11 protein-coding genes are annotated in these 18,059 nt (G+C 61.9%); 7 read left to right on the top strand and 4 right to left on the bottom strand.

Annotation, left to right across the window (positions count from 1 at the left end; all coding sequences use genetic code 11):
- Positions 1 to 75: 75 nt before the first annotated feature.
- Both NK667_RS26510 and NK667_RS26505 read right to left on the bottom strand, forming a co-directional pair.
- On the bottom strand, positions 76 to 381 hold the full coding sequence (locus NK667_RS26510) for an XRE family transcriptional regulator (RefSeq protein WP_054616609.1): 306 nt from the start codon (positions 379 to 381) through the stop codon (positions 76 to 78).
- Positions 374 to 739, bottom strand: a complete 366-nt coding sequence (locus NK667_RS26505) for a type II toxin-antitoxin system RelE/ParE family toxin (RefSeq protein ID WP_054616608.1) — start codon at positions 737 to 739, stop codon at positions 374 to 376. The genes NK667_RS26510 and NK667_RS26505 overlap by 8 nt, the downstream gene beginning before the upstream one ends.
- Before the next feature lie 178 nt (positions 740 to 917).
- On the opposite strand from NK667_RS26505, the gene NK667_RS26500 reads away from it, so the two are divergent.
- Genes NK667_RS26500 through NK667_RS26485 form a run of 4 tightly spaced genes read left to right on the top strand, consistent with a single transcriptional unit; the run spans position 918 to position 5,649 of the window.
- The gene (locus tag NK667_RS26500; protein WP_054616607.1) at positions 918 to 1,700 is read left to right on the top strand and encodes an efflux RND transporter periplasmic adaptor subunit; all 783 of its coding nucleotides are present in this window, start codon (positions 918 to 920) and stop codon (positions 1,698 to 1,700) included.
- Entirely contained in the window at positions 1,697 to 3,016 is a 1,320-nt protein-coding gene (locus NK667_RS26495) for an efflux RND transporter periplasmic adaptor subunit (protein ID WP_054616606.1), read from the top strand. The genes NK667_RS26500 and NK667_RS26495 overlap by 4 nt, the downstream gene beginning before the upstream one ends.
- Complete coding sequence (locus NK667_RS26490; RefSeq protein ID WP_054616605.1) at positions 3,017 to 5,113, top strand: site-2 protease family protein; 2,097 nt, start codon at positions 3,017 to 3,019, stop codon at positions 5,111 to 5,113.
- 17 nt (positions 5,114 to 5,130) lie between these two features.
- A complete protein-coding gene (locus NK667_RS26485) occupies positions 5,131 to 5,649 on the top strand; it encodes a GNAT family N-acetyltransferase (RefSeq protein WP_054616604.1) in 519 nt (172 codons plus the stop codon).
- Here the strand turns inward: NK667_RS26485 and NK667_RS26480 are convergent.
- Both NK667_RS26480 and NK667_RS26475 read right to left on the bottom strand, forming a co-directional pair.
- Entirely contained in the window at positions 5,642 to 5,953 is a 312-nt protein-coding gene (locus tag NK667_RS26480; RefSeq protein WP_054050302.1) for a DUF6916 family protein, read from the bottom strand. The genes NK667_RS26485 and NK667_RS26480 overlap by 8 nt on opposite strands.
- Before the next feature lie 55 nt (positions 5,954 to 6,008).
- Complete coding sequence (locus tag NK667_RS26475; protein ID WP_054616603.1) at positions 6,009 to 6,632, bottom strand: phage tail protein; 624 nt, start codon at positions 6,630 to 6,632, stop codon at positions 6,009 to 6,011.
- 189 nt (positions 6,633 to 6,821) lie between these two features.
- Between NK667_RS26475 and NK667_RS26470 the strand changes: the two genes are divergently transcribed.
- From NK667_RS26470 to NK667_RS26460, 3 genes are all read left to right on the top strand, one after another.
- Complete coding sequence (locus tag NK667_RS26470) at positions 6,822 to 8,414, top strand: glycosyltransferase family 39 protein (RefSeq protein WP_054050298.1); 1,593 nt, start codon at positions 6,822 to 6,824, stop codon at positions 8,412 to 8,414.
- A 177-nt stretch (positions 8,415 to 8,591) separates the two neighbouring features.
- On the top strand, positions 8,592 to 9,437 hold the full coding sequence (locus NK667_RS26465) for a sulfotransferase family protein (protein WP_083471389.1): 846 nt from the start codon (positions 8,592 to 8,594) through the stop codon (positions 9,435 to 9,437).
- 53 nt (positions 9,438 to 9,490) lie between these two features.
- Complete coding sequence (locus tag NK667_RS26460; protein ID WP_083471388.1) at positions 9,491 to 18,043, top strand: Ig-like domain-containing protein; 8,553 nt, start codon at positions 9,491 to 9,493, stop codon at positions 18,041 to 18,043.
- Positions 18,044 to 18,059 lie beyond the last annotated feature (16 nt).

The following is an 18,059-nucleotide window of genomic DNA, read 5'->3' as shown; positions in this document are numbered from 1 at the left end:
ATTTTTGAGGTCGCAAAATAGAGAGAAAATGAGCATCGTTGGGCTGGTGTCGTTGCGAGCAGCCAGGGAGGCTGCTCATCCAGCAAAATTTTCGATCTTGATTTGGCCGTCTGGAAACGTCGCAATGATTTCAAGCTCACCGCCCATAGCGCGGATGTAGTTGCGCAAGGTGCTGATGTACATATCCGTGCGGCGCTCCATTTTAGAAATGGCGGCCTGGTTGATATGAAGTGTTTCGGCAAGCGTGGCTTGACTCAGCGCTTTGGCCTGACGCAATTCGTGCAGCGGCATTTCCTTGATGTGTTGTTCATAAATCGAATCGGCGAGTGCCCGGGATTCGGGTGTCATCCGCGCTTCGAGTTCGGCAAATTTCTTAGCCATCGTTGTGACCCTCTTTGCGCAATGTGTCGAGATGTTCATCGTACAGCTGATCGGCCAACGGTACGTTGACTTCATACCATCGATCCTGACCGGTTTTGTCTCCTCCTATCAATAGCAACGCACAACGTTTTGGATCGAATGCATACAAGATGCGATAAGGGCGACCTGCGTGCTGAACGCGTAATTCACGAAGATGGCCGTGCCGCGATCCATTGATTCCACTGCTATGAGGAAAGCGTAAACCGGGGCCGAACTGCCCGAGTAGTTTTACGCTCGCGGCGACAGAACTCTGCTCGCTTTCGCTCAGATCCGTCCACCAGTCGCCGAACTCGTCGGTGTATTCAATATCCCAATTCATGGGAGCTGAATATGCACGCTATGGAATATTCCTTCAAGGTTATATTTTCGATCGGTTGAATTCGTCCTATAGGTCAGCAACTTTCTTGATACATGGCTTTTCCAAAACGTGATGGCTATTCGCTTGACGCAAACCCCCGCTGTCGTAGACTCCGACCATCCGTCAGGGAGTCACGGTTATGCCGCGTTTTGGAAGTTGGGTTGTTGGATTAGCCTTTGTAACGTGCGCAGTACAGGCGCAAACGCCTGCGCCAGACGATCCGTTGCTGGAAAACAATGCCGCCGGTGGTGCTGCGCAGGCCAGCAGCGAGGCTCGCGGTGTGCTGCGGGCTCGGGATCAGGCGGTGCTTGCAAGTGAGTTGCCGGGGCGGGTGGTCGAGTTGCCGTTCAGCGAGGGTGAGTCGTTCAAGAAGGGCGATACGCTGGCGAAGTTTGACTGCTCGGGTTTTCAGGCTCAGCTGAATGCCGCGCAAGCCGCCAGCCGTGGGGCCAGTGAAGAATTGGCGCACAACAGGCAACTGGCGGCGTTGAATTCGGTCGGGCGTTTTGAAGTGGCGCGGGCCGAGGCCAAGGTCAGCGAGACTCAGGCGCAATCCCAGGTTTATCAGGTTCAAGTGAAACGCTGCAGCGTGCTGGCGCCGTTTGACGGTCAGGTCGTCGAGCGCAAGGTCCAGCGCTATGAAAGCGTGGCGGCCGGCGCGCCGTTGCTGGATGTGGTGGATAACCGCACGCTGGAAATTCATTTGCTGATTCCGTCGCGCTGGATGGGCAAGCTCAAGCCCGGCCAGACCTTCAGTTTTGTCCCCGATGAAACCGGTCAGCCGCTGGATGCCACGGTCAAGCGCCTCGGTGCGCGGATCGATGAAGGCAGCCAGACTTTGTTGCTGGTGGCGACGCTGCCCAACGCCACGGGTCTATTGGCTGGCATGAGCGGAACGGCGCGTTTCGCGGAGCTCAAGTGAACGCTCCGATCAGCGGTGGTGCCGAGCAGGTGTTCGCCCGGTTTCTTGACCTTGAACGCCTGACCCGTGCGGCGCGCACCCCGGCGCAACTGGCCTACAGCCTGGTGAATGACAGCCAGGCGCTGTTCGGTTTCCGCCATGCGGCGCTGTTGATTGCCGGCAAGGTGCAAGCCGTGACCGGGGTCAGCGCGGTTGATCCGAACGCACCGTTCGTGGCGTTCGTCGAGCAGGCCGTGGCGCAACTGTTCAAGCTCGACATCCTCAAACAGGCGCGGGTGATTCCGCAGGATGGGCTCAGCGAGTCGATCCGCGCGGATTGGCAAAGCCTGTCCGCCGCCCAAGTGTTTTGGCTGCCGCTGGTAGATCATCAAGGCGACGTCTTCGGTGGTTTGTGGCTGGCCCGGGACACGCCCTGGAACCCTTCCGAACAAGTTCTGCTCTCGCAACTCGGCGACACCTACAGCCACGCCTGGCTGGCGCTGCAACCGCGCAAACCGTGGCGACTGCGCTGGACACGTAAACGTCAGGTGCTGCTGGTGGCAGCGGCACTGCTCGCGCTGTTGATCCCGGTGCGCCAATCGGTGCTGGCGCCCGCCGAAGTGGTGCCGCTGGGTGGCCGAGTGGTCGCCGCACCGCTGGACGGGGTGATTTCGGAGTTCCTGGTCAAACCCAACCAAACGGTGAAAACCGGCGACCTGCTGCTGAAATTCGAAAACACCACCCTCACAGCCCAGGCCGACGTGTCCCAGCGCGCCTTGGGCGTGGCCGAGGCCGAACTCAAGGCCAATTCCCAGCGCTCCTTCGCTGACGCCGAATCCAGCTCGAAAATCGATCTGCTGGCGGCACGGGTCGAACAAAAACGCGCCGAACGGGATTACGCCCGTGAATTGCTCAAGCGCAGCGAAGTCCGCGCTGAGCGGGACGGCATTGCGGTGTTTGCCGACGCCGAGCGTTGGACAGGCAAACCGGTGCAGACCGGTGAACGCTTGATGGAAATCGCCGACCCGAACCAGGCCGAATTGCGTATCGAATTGGCCGTGGGTGATGCGATTGCGCTGGAGCCGGGGGCGCAGGTTTCACTGTTTCTCGACAGCGATCCGTTGCAACGCCACCAGGCCAAACTCGAACGCTCGGCCTATGAAGCGCAGCCTACCGCTGGCGGACAATTGGCTTACCGATTGGACGCGAATTTCGACGCGGCGCCCCCACGTATCGGCTTGCGCGGCACTGCCAAAATCTTCGGCGACCGCGCGCCACTGGCGTTGTATCTGTTGCGCCGACCGCTGGCCGGGTTGCGTCAAAGCGTGGGCCTGTAAATGAGCCTGCCGAGCCTGCGGGCAGACTTGCAATTGCAGGCGGCGGCCCCGGCCCTCGACGGCTCGCCGCGCTGGACCCTGGCTGATCCGGTGCGCGGTCGCTATTTCAAACTGGGCACTGCGGCCATGCGCCTGCTGCGCCACTGGTCCCTGGGCGACCCCGAAAAAGTCTTACAAGCGGCGAACCGCGAGCCAGGTTTGCCACTGGACGGTGCCGAGCTTGATCAACTGCTGAATTTCCTGCGCGGCCACGACTTGATCAGCGCGCTCGATCCGCAACAACGCGCCAGTTACAGCCTGAAGGCTGCCGCGCAACGTCAGTCGCTGTGGCAGATCCTGTTGCACCAATACCTGTTTTTCCGCATTCCACTGTGGCGCCCGGATGCGTTTCTCAACCGCGCCTGGCCGTGGCTGGAGCGCTTTGGTCCGTATGCGCTGCGCATCGGATTGCCGGTCACCCTGATGCTCGGCGTGTTTCTGGTGTCCCGGGACTGGCAGCGCTTTATCGCGACCTTCCCGCACTTGTTCAGCCTTGGCGGCGCGCTGGCGTTTGGCGTGGCGCTGTTTTTTGCCAAGCTCTGCCACGAGTTCGGCCACGCGTTCATGGCCAAGCGCGCCGGTTGCCGGGTGCAAAGCATGGGCGTGGCGTTCATGGTGATGCTGCCGATGTTTTATACCGATGTCAGCGACGCCTGGCGGGTCAATGATCGACGCGCGCGGTTGCTGATCGGTGCCGGCGGGGTGCTGGCGGAACTGGTGCTGGCGTGTATCGCGCTGCTGGCCTGGTCGCTGTTGCCCGATGGCCCCGGGCGCACCGCAGCGTTCATGCTCGCCAGCGCCACCTGGATCACCACACTGGTGATCAACCTCAACCCGTTCATGCGATTCGATGGTTATTTTTTGCTCAGCGATTTATGGGAAGTCGACAACCTTCAAGGTCGGGCGTTTGCCTTGTGCCGTTGGCGTTTGCGTGAGGCCCTGTTCGGCTATGGCGCGCCGGCACCGGAGCCCTGGTCGCCGTCGATGCAACGGCGTTTGCTGATCTGGGGTTACGGCTCGTGGCTGTGGCGCGCGGTGCTGTTTTTCGGGATTGCGCTGGCGGTGTATCACCTGTTCTTCAAGCTATTGGGCATCTTCTTGATGATGGTGGAACTGGTGTGGTTCATCTTCCTGCCGATTGTGCGCGAATGGCGCGAGTGGTGGTCCCGCCGCGATCAGGCCCACGCACCGCGTGTGTTGCTGAGTACCTTGGGCTTGGTGGCGATTGTCTTGCTGCTGGCCGTGCCTTGGCGCAGTGCGGTGGAAGTGCCGTCGATGCTGGAGGCCGGGCGCGTCAGCACGTTGCATGCACCCGTGGCGGCGCGGGTCAAAAAGGTGAATGTCAGCGATGGTCAATCAGTCGCCCAAGGTGACGTATTGATTGAGCTGGAATCGCCGGATCTCGATTCACGTCAGGCCATCATTCGCCGGGAAATCCAGATCCAGCAGTTGCAGATGCGCCGTCAGGCCAGCCGCAGTGAAACCGTTGCCGATGCCGGGATTGTCGAGCAGCGTCTGGCCGAAGCCGTGGCCGAATATCGCGGTTTGGCGGCGCAGCGCGAGCGCTTGCTGATTCGCGCGCCGCAGACCGGCAAGGTGCGGGACCTGTTGCCGCAACTGATCGCGGGTCGCTGGTTGTCGCCCAAGGAACCCCTGGCCCGAGTGGTCGAAGACGGTGCGCGATTGCGTGGTTACCTGGCCGAAGCCGAATTGTGGCGGATCGCGCCCGGTGCCACTGGGCGTTTTATTGCCGAGGACCCGATGCACCCGGCCGTCGCCGTGCAGTTAAGCGAAATCGACGCCAATGGTGCCGGCTTCATTGATCTCGAAGCCCTGACATCCGATCACCACGGCCCCATCGCGGTGCGGCGTGATCAAAACCAGCGACCGGAACCGGTTCAGGCGCAATATGCGGTACGCCTGACGACGCTGGATAACATCGCCACCCCTGTGCAGCCGTTGCGCGGTGTGGTGATCGTGCAAGGTCGCAGTGAGTCCTTGTTGGGTACGGCCTGGCGCCGGATGGCGGCGTTGGGTGTGAGGGAGAGTGGTTTTTAGCGCAGGGAGACATCGCAATGCTGAACAACAATTCCAATGACGTGGGTGATCTGGTGGTGCGTCCGTCCGGTGCTACCGACGGGCCGTTTTTGCACAACCTTTACCACGCCGCGCGGCCCGATCTGCAATGGATCGACGGCGAGCAGGAGCTGGTGGAAGAGGTGATCGCCCAGCAATTCAAAGTGCAGGAGCAGGGCACCGGGGAGTCTTATCCCAACGCCATGCACTTTGTGGTGGAGAAACTCGGTACACCGATTGGCGCGTTGACTGCCGATTTCGGCACCAATGAAATTCGCGTGCTGTACCTGGCGTTTATCCCGGCCGCGCGGGGCAAGGGCTATGGCCGCACGGTGTTGCAGGGTGTGCAGAAAGCCGCCGAACAGGTGCGCTGCCCGGTGGCAACGGTGGTCTGGGCGAACAATCCGCATGCGCGCCGACATTATCTGGCGCTGGGGTTTCAGGTCGAGGAAAGCAACGTGGCGGCCGAGCGGCTGGTCTGGTATCCGGGCCAGCCGCAGTCGGCGCTAGTCAGTTGACGGTGATGTCGAAGTAGGTGTGGCTGGCGTCGCGCCCCAGCTCCGGGGTGCGAGAGACGACGATGCCTTCGATCCGGCCCAACTCGGGCAGCTCGATGGCGCAGGGGCCGTCGATAAAGGTTGTCTGCGCCGGGCTGCTCAGTTCCACGCCAAACGGCATGCGCCCGGTAGCGGACATGCGTGCGTTGGGCTTATCCACCACGGACACGATCACCACCGGTATCTCGCTGCCATCGCTGAGATAGAGCGGCCTGGAAGTGCCGAGCAACTGGCGGAAGTGCTCGCCGGTAATCTGATCAAGCATGAATCTGCTCCCTGAAAAAATGAAAGGGTCGGGGCCATCGGCCCCGACGCCAAGGTCAATTGCGTGAAGGGAAAAGACCCTGCAGGGCCACGCAGAAGTTCAACACCAGGACCGGGTTGATAATGCCCAGTGGCGTGCCGCTGCCGATGGGTTGCGCGGTGGCGGTCACGTTGACGGTGCCGCCCACGGTGCTGTCGACACCCTTGAGCGCTATCGGGTTGGCGCCCTGTGCGGTCGAGAAGATCGCGGCGGAGCTCGGCCCCGTGGCTGCGGAGGCACCGATGTAGGCGTTGTCATTCGACGGTGTGGTGGTTGGAGTGCTCGGCACACTCACCAGGTTGACCGTGGTGGAGGCGGTCAGGGCCGACGTGGCGGTGGCGGTGATGACGGGGGCATGCGGCGGCAGGTTGGCTACCAGCAGGCTGGTATTTTCTGTGCCGATGACTTCACCGATCACCCGGTTCGTCAGATTGATGCCCTGGCCCTGGTGCATCGGCAAGCGCCCGCACAGGTTGGGCAGCATGAAGTTTTGCGAGCCATTGCCGCCGTAGGTCACACCCAGTAAAGCGAACAATGCCTGGTACTGGTTGACTGGCAGCGTCTGCCCGTTGGCTTGCATCCAGCCGCTTGGGGCGTACGAGAAGCCGAAGGGAAGAATGGTTCCGAGAAACACGTCCATAGTTTTTATATCCATGTGGTTTTTTGGAGAGGAGCGTACTGGCCCGACGCTACTGCTCGGGCCAGTAGTAGCGTAGACGCTGGTGTGAAAGTCGCCGGATTGCGTTCTTGCAGAGATGGGGGCAGCATCGAACGGCAACTCCAGAGTGCTGGAGTGATTGGGTTTTATTCGACCAGGCGGGGAAGTTTCATGGAGTACCGCAGGGAAACAGAGCTTGCCGGCAAGCCGGATGGGCGTGCCGGGCGTACTCGTGCCACGGCGTTGTCGCCGCTGCCGCAATGGCTGGCTGATTACGGGTTCTGGCTGATTCTGGTGCTGGCCGCTGCCGTGCGTTTTTACGACCTCACCGCTGCCGCTATTTGGGGCGATGAAGGCTCCAGTTTGCTGATGAGCCAATATTCCTTGGGCGATATCTGGTTTCACGCCGCCCATGACGTGCACCCGCCGCTGTATTTCATGCTGCTGCACGGCTGGATCGAATTATTTGGCGACGGCATTTTCTCGATCCGCAGCTTGAGCGCATTGCCGGGTATTGCCACGGTGGCGCTGGGGTTCTGGCTGGTGCGGCTGGTGGCCAATCCCCGGGCCGCGCTGCTTGCCGGTTTGTTGCTGGCGCTGCTGCCCACAGCGGTGCGCTACAGCCAGGAAGTGCGCATGTATTCGCTGCTGGGGCTGTGGTTGCTCGGAGCGACAATCGCGCTGGTGTATTGGGTCAAGCACCCCCTGCGCACGCGTTATCTGGCGATCTATGCGCTACTGCTGACAGCGGGGTTCTACACCCACTACTTCACGGCCCTGTGCGTGGTTGCCCACTGGACTTATCTGTTGCTGCTGCGCCTGCATCCAACCCATCCGGTGAAACTCATCACCCGCCCGGCCTGGTGGCTGAGCAACGTCGCGATAGTCGCGTTGTTCATGCCCTGGTTGCCTGGCCTGATCGATCTGCTGCAGCACCTCGATCAGCTAAAAGCCAACGGTGATGTGGGCTGGGAACTGCCGGTTACCCTGAGTTCACTGCCGTCGATGGTCTGGGACTTTCTGATTCAGGACGATGGCGATGCCTTGCCCTGGCCAATCTTCATTGCACTGCCGCTGCTGTTGCTGGTGGTGATCGCGGTGACGGTTGTGCGCGACCGCAGTCTATTTCGCTGGAGTGCCTTGCTCGCTATCTACACCCTGTTGCCGTTGCTGACGGTGTACGGCGTATCGTTTATCTCGCCGGTATTTGTCGAGCGCTACCTGACCGCTTTTGCGCTGGGCTTGCCGCTGATCCTGGCGCTGGCCATCGACCGGTTGTGGGATGGCTTTCGCGTGCTGGCGCTGGCGTTGCTGGTGCTGCTGCTCGGCACTGAGCTGGTGGGGCTGAAGACCAATGCCACGATTGATGTGAATGACCAGACCAGCGTGATGGTGGAATTCGTTAATCAGCATTACGTCGAGGGCGACCAGATCGTCATCAGCGACCTGCTCTGGTACATGCCCTATGTCTATTACAACCGCACTGACGCCGCGCCGATGCTCTATACCCCTCCGTTGACCGATGGCACTTCCAGCCGTCCGAATGCCTACGGGTTTGGCACGCTTGTGGACGACAACGCGGAAAAAATCTACCTCGACCACCTGAGTGAACTGCCGCCAGGTACGGGTCGAGTATGGTTGATCAGCACCGCCGACCAGCCAGACGAATTCGCCCCGCTACCCACAGGCTGGCAAAAAGTCAGTGAAACGGAGGCTGGCAACAACCGTGCACGGCTATTTTTGATGTCAGCCCGCAAGCCTTGAACTGGATCTCTGACCCCCAACCAACAAATTTTTAAGCTGCTGAAACGATTCAACCCATCTGGCTCAATACTTTCAGATCAAGCCCGTATTTTTAGCTTCAAATTGATATCAAAACACCACTAGTCGGCCCCCGCTTCATAGACTACGCTCCGACATATAAAGGGACTTTCGACTAGGGTGAAGGGATTGCAGCAGTATCACTTTATATCCGGGCTGCCACGCTCAGGTTCTACCCTGCTGGCGGCTATTTTGCTGCAAAACCCACGCTTTCATGCCGGCATGAGCAGCCCTGTTGGCACCCTCTTTACCAGCGTTCTCGAACAATGCAGCGCCGGCAGCGAATTTGGCTCGGTCATCGACACGCCATTGCGTCGCCGTCTGTTGCGCGGGTTGTTCGACTCCTACTACGCCGACCAGGCCGACAAACCCGTCGTCTTCGATACCAATCGCCAGTGGTGTTCGCGCCTGCCCGCGTTGCAGGACCTGTTTCCCAAGGCCAAAACCATTGCCTGTGTGCGCAACGTCGCCTGGGTGATGGACAGCCTCGAGCGCCTCTACCGCGCCAACCCGTTCGAGAACACCAAGCTGTTCAACGACGAAGTCGAGCGCAACACCGTCTACAGCCGTTGTGAAACCCTGGCCCAGCGCAATCGCCTGGTGGGTTTCGCCTGGACCGCGCTCAAGGAAGCCTACTACGGCGAAAACGCCGAGTCCTTGCTGATTGTCGATTACGACCTGCTCAGTCAGGCGCCCGAAAGGGTCCTTCGGCTGGTCTACGAATTCATTGGCGAGCCGTGGTTCGAGCATGACTTCGATAACCTCGTCTACGACGCGCCGGAGTTTGACCAGGCCCTCGGCGTCTCGGGGTTGCATCGGGTCAAGCCCAAGGTTGCATTGGAGTCACGGCGCACGATCCTGCCGCCGGACTTGTTCGACAAATATGCTGAGCTTTCCTTTTGGCACGATGGGTCCTCCAGCGCCGCCAATGTCATTCGTATGAAATCCGACGCCGCGATCAATTAATTGATCGCGGCTTTTTCTTGGCAGTCATAAAAGTTCGAGTTCGGGTGAGCAGCATGTGGTGGAACAACGGCAAGTCGAAAAAGGCCCAGGGCGCTCGCGTGCTGGCATCGCCGATGATCATGTCCCTGGAACCGCGCATGCTGTTCGACGGCGCGGTTGCGGCCACCGTGGCCGATGCGGCCCAGCCCGACAGTCACCCCACGGCTGACGCTGCCAAGCCGCCAGCGGCCGATCACCCGACCGCCAGCAAAGACACGCATGGCCAGGCGGACAACGCCTCCGCCGCGACCTCCGCACCTGCGGCAACACCTACTGCCGTACCCGGCCAGAGCGTGGTGTTCGTCGATTCACGCATCAAAGACACCGACAGCCTGCTCAACGGCGTGGCACCGGGCACCGAAGTGGTGACACTGGATGCCAGCAAGGACGGCTTGCAGCAGATCGCCGCTTACCTCGACACCCATCAGGGCGTGAGCTCGGTGCAGATCATCGCCCACGGCTATTCCGGCGACCTGTGGCTGGGCAACAGCTACCTGTCGGCGGATAACGTCGCCGCGCGTAGCGACGTGCTGGCGCAGATCGGCAAGGATATGAACGTCGGTGGCGACATCCTGATCTACGCCTGCAATACCGGCGAAGGTGAGCGTGGCGTGAGTTTTGTCGATTCGCTGGCGCAACTCACCGGCCGCGATATTGCCGCGTCCACCAACCGTACCGGTGTGGGCGGCGACTGGAACCTGGAAATCACCACCGGCAGCATCGAAAGCCGCAGCGTGTTGTCCGACGCGTCCATGGCCGGTTACCAGTACAGCCTGGCGACGGTGACCGTGCTCAATAACAGCGACAGCGGCGTGGGTTCTTTGCGTACCGCCCTGTCCAATGCCGTGGCCGGTGACACCGTCACCTTCAACACCAGCATGATCGTCGGGCTGAACACGCAGCTGACCATCACCAAGAACGTCACGATTGATGGTGACCTGAATAACGACGGCGTTGCCGACGTCACCCTTAACGGTCAGTACAAAACCCGCGTGCTGCAGGTGAACTCCGGCGTCACCGCGACCTTCGATGGCCTGGTCATCAAGCAGGGCATGGTGGCCGGTGTAGGCGCGGCGGCGGGTACGGACGGCGCCGGGGCGATGGGCGGCGGTATTCTTAACTCCGGCAACCTGACCCTCAGAAACGTCACGGTGACCGATAACGCGGCCTCGGGCGGCGGTGGCGGCGGTGGTGTCACCGCTCCTTATGTCGGCGGTGCGGTTGGTGGCGGCGGTGGCGGTGGCGGTGCACTGGGTGGTCAAACCGGTGGTCATGGCGGCACCGCCGGTTTCGGCACTGGTGTGTATGCCGGTACGGCCGGCGGGGCGGGCAGTGGCGGTAATGGCGGTACCTACAACTCCAATTACATGGGCGGTCACGGCGGTACGACCACCGGCGGTGCTGGCGGCCTCGGCGCTTCCAACTACAGTAACGGCGGCAACGGTGGCACGGCGACCAACGGCACCGTGTCCATTGGCGGTGGCGGCGGTGGCTCCGGTTGGGACAAGGTCGGCCGGGCCGGTTCTTCGGCAGCCGGCGGCATCTACAACGCTTCCACCGGCACCCTGACGGTCGTCGGTACGTCGGTGATCTCCAACAACGTCGCGGCCGGTGGTGGCGGTGGCGGCGGTGGTGGCAACGGCGGTTCCAGTGACCCAGGTGGCGCGGGCGGCAAAGGCGTCGGCGCGATCTGGAACAAAGGCACGCTGTTGATGACGGCGGCCAACTTCGGCGCCATGGCCGGCAATGCCGGCGGCAGCGGTTCGGGCGGACAGGCATCGGGCGGCGGCGGCACCGGCAGCTCTCCGGCCGCTGTCAGCAACATCTTCAACGACGGCGGCACGCTCAATACCAACTACGCACCGGACGTGACCCCGCCGACCGTATCGAGCATCGTGGTCGGCACCACCAACCTGAACTCCGGCGGCACCTCGCTGGTGACCATCACTTTCAGTGAGGCCGTGAACAATTTCACCAACGCCGACCTGACCGTGGCCAACGGTACGCTGAGCGCAGTCAGCAGCAGCGACGGCGGCATCACCTGGACCGCGACCCTGACGGCGGCGGGCAATATCAATGCACCGACCAACGCCATTACCCTCGACACCACCGGTGTGCAGGACTTGGCGGGCAACGTCGGCACCGGTTCCGGCACCTCCAACAACTACGTGATCCACGACACCGTGGCGCCGACCGCGTCCATCGTGGTCGCGGACACCGCGCTCAACAGCAGCGAAACCTCGCTGGTGACCATCACCTTCAGCGAAGCCGTGACCGGTTTCACCAACGCCGACCTGACCATCGCCAACGGCACGTTGACGGCGGTGAGCAGCAGCGACGGCGGCGTCACCTGGACCGCGACTTTCACGCCGACCGCCGGCATCACTGACACCACCAACCTGATCACCCTGGACAAGACTGGCGTGCAGGATCTGTCCGGCAATGCCGGGCTCGGTGTGATCAACTCGAACAACTACGCGATCGACACCCAGCGCCCGACGGCGACCATCGTGGTGACGGACACCGCGCTGAAAATCGGCGAAACCTCGCTGGTGACCTTCACCTTCAGCGAGGCTGTGACCGGTTTCACCAACGCCGACCTGACCATCGCCAACGGCACGCTTACGGCCGTGAGCAGCAGTGACGGCGGCATCACCTGGACGGCGACCTTCACGCCGACCGCCAGCATCAATGACACGACCAACCTGATCACCCTGGCCAACACCGGGATCAGCGACACGGCCGGCAACACCGGTACCGGCACCACTGATTCGAACAACTATGCGATCGACACCGTGCGCCCGACCGCGACCATCGTCGTGGCCGACAACGCGCTGAGCATTGGCGAAACCTCGCTGGTGACCATCACCTTCAGCGAGGCCGTGAGCGGTTTCACCAACGCCGACCTGACCATCGCTAACGGCACACTCACCGCCGTGAGCAGCAGCGACGGCGGTATCACCTGGACGGCGACCTTCACCCCAACCGCCAGCATCAATGACTCCACCAACCTGATCACCCTGGCCAACACCGGCGTGCAGGACCTGTCCGGCAATGCCGGCACCGGTACGACCAACTCCAACAACTACGCGATCGACACCCAGCGCCCGACCGCAACCATCGTCGTGGCCGACAATGCGCTGAAAATCGGCGAAACCTCGCTGGTGACCATCACCTTCAGCGAAGCCGTGACCGGTTTCACCAACGCTGATCTGACGATTGCCAACGGCACGCTCACCGCGGTGAGCAGCAGCGACGGCGGCATCACCTGGACCGCGACGTTCACACCAACCGCCAGCATCAACGACGCGACCAACCTGATCACCCTGGACAACACCGGGGTCAGCGACACGGCGGGCAACGCCGGCACGGGCACCACCGATTCCAATAATTACGCCATCGACACCGTGCGCCCAACGGCAACCATCGTAGTGGCGGACAACGCGCTGAGAATCGGCGAAACCTCGCTGGTGACTATCACCTTCAGCGAGGCCGTGACCGGTTTCACCAACGCTGACCTGAGCATCGCCAACGGTACGCTGACGGCGGTGAGCAGCAGCGACGGCGGTATCACCTGGACCGCGACCTTCACGCCAACCACCAGCATCACTGACGCGACCAACCTGATCACCCTGAACAACACCGGGATCAGCGACACGTCGGGTAACGCCGGCAGCGGCACCACCGATTCCAACAACTACGCCATCGATACCGTGCGCCCAACCGCGACTATCGTCCTGGCCGACCCGACCCTGAGTGCCGGCGAAACCTCGCTGGTGACCATCACCTTCAGCGAAGCGGTCAGCGGTTTCACCAACGCCGACCTGAGCATCGCCAACGGCACGTTGACCGCCGTGAGCAGCAGCGACGGTGGCATCACTTGGACTGCGACTTTCACCCCGACTGCCGGCATCAATGACGCGACCAACGTCATCACCCTGGCCAATACCGGCGTGGCTGACCTGGCTGGCAACGCCGGCGCGGGCACCACCAACTCCGGCAATTACACCATCGATACCGTGGCGCCGACGGCGACCATCGTGGTCGCGGACAACGCGCTGAACATTGGTGAAACCTCGCTGGTGACAGTGACTTTCTCTGAAGCCGTGACCGGTTTCAGCAACGCCGATCTGACCATCGCCAACGGTACACTCACCGCCGTGAGCAGCAGCGACGGCGGCATTACCTGGACAGCGACGTTTACACCGACCAGCGCCATCACCGACGCGACCAACCTGATCACCCTGGACAACACTGGCGTACAAAACGCCTCGGGTAACGCCGGCAGCGGCACTACCAATTCCAACAACTACGCCATCGACACCGTGCGTCCAACCGCGACTGTCGTGGTGGCTGACCCAACCCTGGCGGCGGGTCAAACCTCGCTGGTGACCATCACCTTCAGCGAAGCGGTGACCGGCCTGACCCTCGCCGACTTCACTGTCGCGAACGGCGCCCTTTCCGGCCTGACCACCAGCGACAACATCACCTACACCGCGACCTTCACGCCAAGCGCGAGCGTCAACGACGCGACCAACCTCATCACGCTGGACAACACCGGTGTCGCGGACGTGGCCGGCAACGCTGGCTCGGGCACCACCGATTCCAACAACTACGTGATCGACAGCCTGCGTCCGACCGCCACCATCGTGGTCGCCGACCCGATCCTGAGTGCGGGCGAAACTTCGCTGGTAACCATCACTTTCAGCGAAGCGGTCAGCGGTTTCGACAACAGCGATTTGAGCGTGCCGAATGGCACCTTGAGTGCGGTGAGCAGCAGCGACGGCGGCATCACCTGGACCGCAACTTTCACGCCGACAGTGGGCGTGCGGGATACCACCAACCTGATCACCCTGAACAACACCGGGGTGACCGACATTGCCGGCAACACGGGCACCGGCACCACCAACTCGGCCAACTTCAGCATCGACACCGTGCTGCCGACCGCCACCATCGTGGTTGCCGACACTGCGCTGAACATCGGTGAAACCTCACTGGTGACCGTAACCTTCTCTGAAGCCGTGACCGGTTTCAGCAATGCCGATTTGACCATCGCCAACGGCACACTCACGGCGGTAAGCAGCAGCGACGGCGGCATTACCTGGACGGCAACGTTTACGCCGACCAGCGCGATCACCGATGCGACCAACCTGATCACTCTGGACAACACTGGCGTACAAAACGCCTCGGGCAACGCCGGTAGCGGCACCACCGACTCCAACAACTACGCCATCGACACCCAGCGTCCAACCGCGACCATTGTGGTGGCCGACCCAACCCTGGCGGCGGGCCAAACCTCGCTGGTGACCATCACGTTCAGCGAAGCGGTGAGCGGTTTTACCAACGCCGACCTGAGCATCGCCAACGGCACATTGACCGCCGTCAGCAGCAGCGACGGCGGCGTGACCTGGACCGCGACTTTCACCCCGACCGCGAGCATCAACGACGCGACCAACCTCATTACGCTGGACAACACCGGTGTCGCGGACCTGGCCGGCAACGCGGGTTCGGGCACTACCGATTCCAACAATTACGTGATCGACAGCCTGCGTCCGACCGCGACCATCGTGGTCGCCGATCCGACCCTGAGCGCGGGCGAAACTTCGCTGGTGACTATCACTTTCAGTGAAGCGGTCAGCGGTTTCGACAACAGCGATTTGAGCGTGCCGAATGGCACCTTGAGTGCGGTGAGCAGCAGTGACGGTGGGATTACCTGGACCGCGACCTTCACCCCGACAGTCGGCGTCAAGGACACCACCAACCTGATCGTCCTGAACAACACCGGGGTGACCGACATTGCCGGCAACACGGGCACCGGTACCACCAACTCGGCCAACTTCACCATCGACACCGTGCTGCCGACGGCCACCATAGTGGTCGCGGATACCTCGCTGAACATCGGTGAAACCTCGCTGGTGACCGTGACCTTCTCTGAAGCCGTGACCGGTTTCAGCAATGCCGATTTGACCATCGCTAACGGCACACTCACGGCGGTAAGCAGCAGTGACGGCGGCATTACCTGGACGGCAACGTTTACGCCGACCAGCGCGATCACCGATGCGACCAACCTGATCACTCTGGACAACACTGGCGTACAAAACGCCTCGGGCAACGCCGGTAGCGGCACCACCGACTCCAACAACTACGCCATCGACACCCAGCGTCCGACCGCGACCATCGTCGTGGCCGATCCAGCCTTGGGCGTCGGCCAGACCACGCTGGTGACCATCACCTTCAGCGAAGCGGTGAGCGGTTTCGATAACAGCGACCTGACTATCGACAACGCCACCCTGAGCAACGTCAGCAGCAGCGACGGCGGGATTACCTGGACAGCCACGTTGACGCCGTTGGCCGGCATCACCGACACCAGCAACATCGTGCGCCTGGACAATACTGGCGTGCAGGATCTGTCCGGCAACGCTGGCAGCGGCACCACCGATTCGAATAATTACGCCGTCGATAGCCAGCGCCCAACCGCCACCATCGTGTTGAGCGACACCACCCTGAAACCGGGCGAAACCTCGCTGGTGACCATCACCTTCAGCGAAGCGGTCAGCGGTTTCGATAACAGTGACCTGACCATCGCCAACGGCACCTTGAGTGCGGTGAGCAGCAGCGACGGCGGCATTACCTGGACCGCGACCTTCACCCCGACCATTGGTGTGACGGACGCGACCAACGTGATCACCCTCAACAACACCGGCATCGCCGATGTGGCCGGTAACGCGGGCGCAGGCACCACCGATTCCGCCAACTACGTGGTAGAAACCAGCTTGCCGACCGCGACCATCGTGGTCGCCGACAACGCCCTCAAGGCCGGTGAAACGTCGGCGGTGACCATCACCTTCAGCGAAGCCGTCAGCGGTTTCACCAACGCCGACCTGACCATCGCCAACGGCACGTTGAGCAATGTCAGCAGCAGCGACGGCGGTATCACCTGGACCGCGACTTTCACCCCGACCACCAACGTGACCGGCACCACCAACCTGATCAGCCTCGACAACACCGGCGTGATCAACGGTTCGGGCAACAGCGGCGTGGGTGTGACCAATTCCAACAACTACGCGATCGACACCGCGCGGCCGACCGCGACCATCGTGGTGGCGGACAACCGCTTGGGCATCGGCGAGACCACCACGGTCACCATCACCTTCACCGAAGCGGTATCCGGTTTTGACCTGTCGGACCTCAGCGTCGCCAATGGTAACCTGTCCAACCTGCTCAGCAGTGACGGCGGCAAAACCTGGACGGCGACCCTGACCCCGACGGCCAACATCAACGACACCACCAACCTGATCCTGCTCGACAGCAGCAATGTCGCGGACGCCGCCGGCAATGCTGGCGCCGGGATCGCGATCTCCAACAACTACGCGCTCGATGCCACGCGGCCGACCGCAACCATCGTGGTCGCCAACCCGAACCTGGGCATGGGCCAGACTACGCTGGTGACGATCACCTTCAGCGAAGCGGTGAACAACTTCGACCTGTCGGACCTCAGCGTGACCAACGGCGAACTGACCAACCTGGCCAGCAGCGACGGCGGCAAGACCTGGATCGGCACCTTCACGCCGACCGCCAACATCACCGACCCGAGCAACTTCATCGCGCTGGACACCAGCAACGTCAGCGACCTGGCGGGTAACACCGGCGATGGCGTGGCGGTGTCCAACAACTACGTGATCGACGGCGAGCGGCCGACCGCCACGGTCGTTGTGGCCAACCCGAACCTGGGCGTGGGCCAGACCTCTCTGGTGACCTTCACCTTCAACGAAGCAGTGAGCGGTTTCGACCTGTCCGACGTCAACGTGGCCAACGGCACTTTGTCTAACCTGTCGAGCAACGACGGTGGCAAAACCTGGACCGCGACCCTGACGCCGACCAGCAACCTGAGCAACGCCAATAACGCGATCAGCCTGAACGTCGCGGGCGTGACGGACGGCTCGGGCAACGCCGGCAGCGGCACCAGCCAATCGAACGGTTACGCGATCAACACCGTGCCGGCACCGTCGGCGACGATTGTGGTGGTGCCGCCGGATCCGGAGTTCCGCGTCTCGCAACCCGTGACCGTTCCTGACCAGCCGCACCTGCCGCTGCAACCGGTCATCTTCGCCGCGCCAACCGGCACGCTGGCCTCGCCGCTGACGTTTGCGCCGTTGTTCGAAGACCGGGTGCTGGGGGACGGCATCCGGCCATTGGGCGACATCTTCATCAACCGCGGGGCGCTGGCGCCGAGCTTTATTGCCCAGGTGTTCAGCAGCAGCGACAGCGGCACGGGCGATGGTTCGGGCCACGGCTTCCTCGGGTTTGGTGGCGGCGATGGCGGTGTGTTCAGCACCAGTACGTTGTCGAGCCTGTTCAATCAGGACACCAGCGCCGAGCGCGATTCGCTGAACAGTTTCGGCAGTCATTCGATTCGTGGCGGCGACGCTGCCCAAGGCCTGCGCGGCGTGTTTGGCGCGCCGAGCCTGAGTCAGCAACTACAAGAAATCAAAGACACCGAGCAACGGCAGGTCAACAGCCTGGCCGCGGCTTTGCAACAAGTCGGCATCAGCGAAATGCAGGCTTGAAACACACACATAATTC

Source organism: Pseudomonas nunensis (assembly GCF_024296925.1).
Classification (GTDB): Bacteria; Pseudomonadota; Gammaproteobacteria; order Pseudomonadales; family Pseudomonadaceae; genus Aquipseudomonas; species Aquipseudomonas nunensis.
The sequence above is the reverse complement of the archived record's forward strand: the minus strand, read 5'-3'. Positions and strand labels throughout refer to the sequence as shown.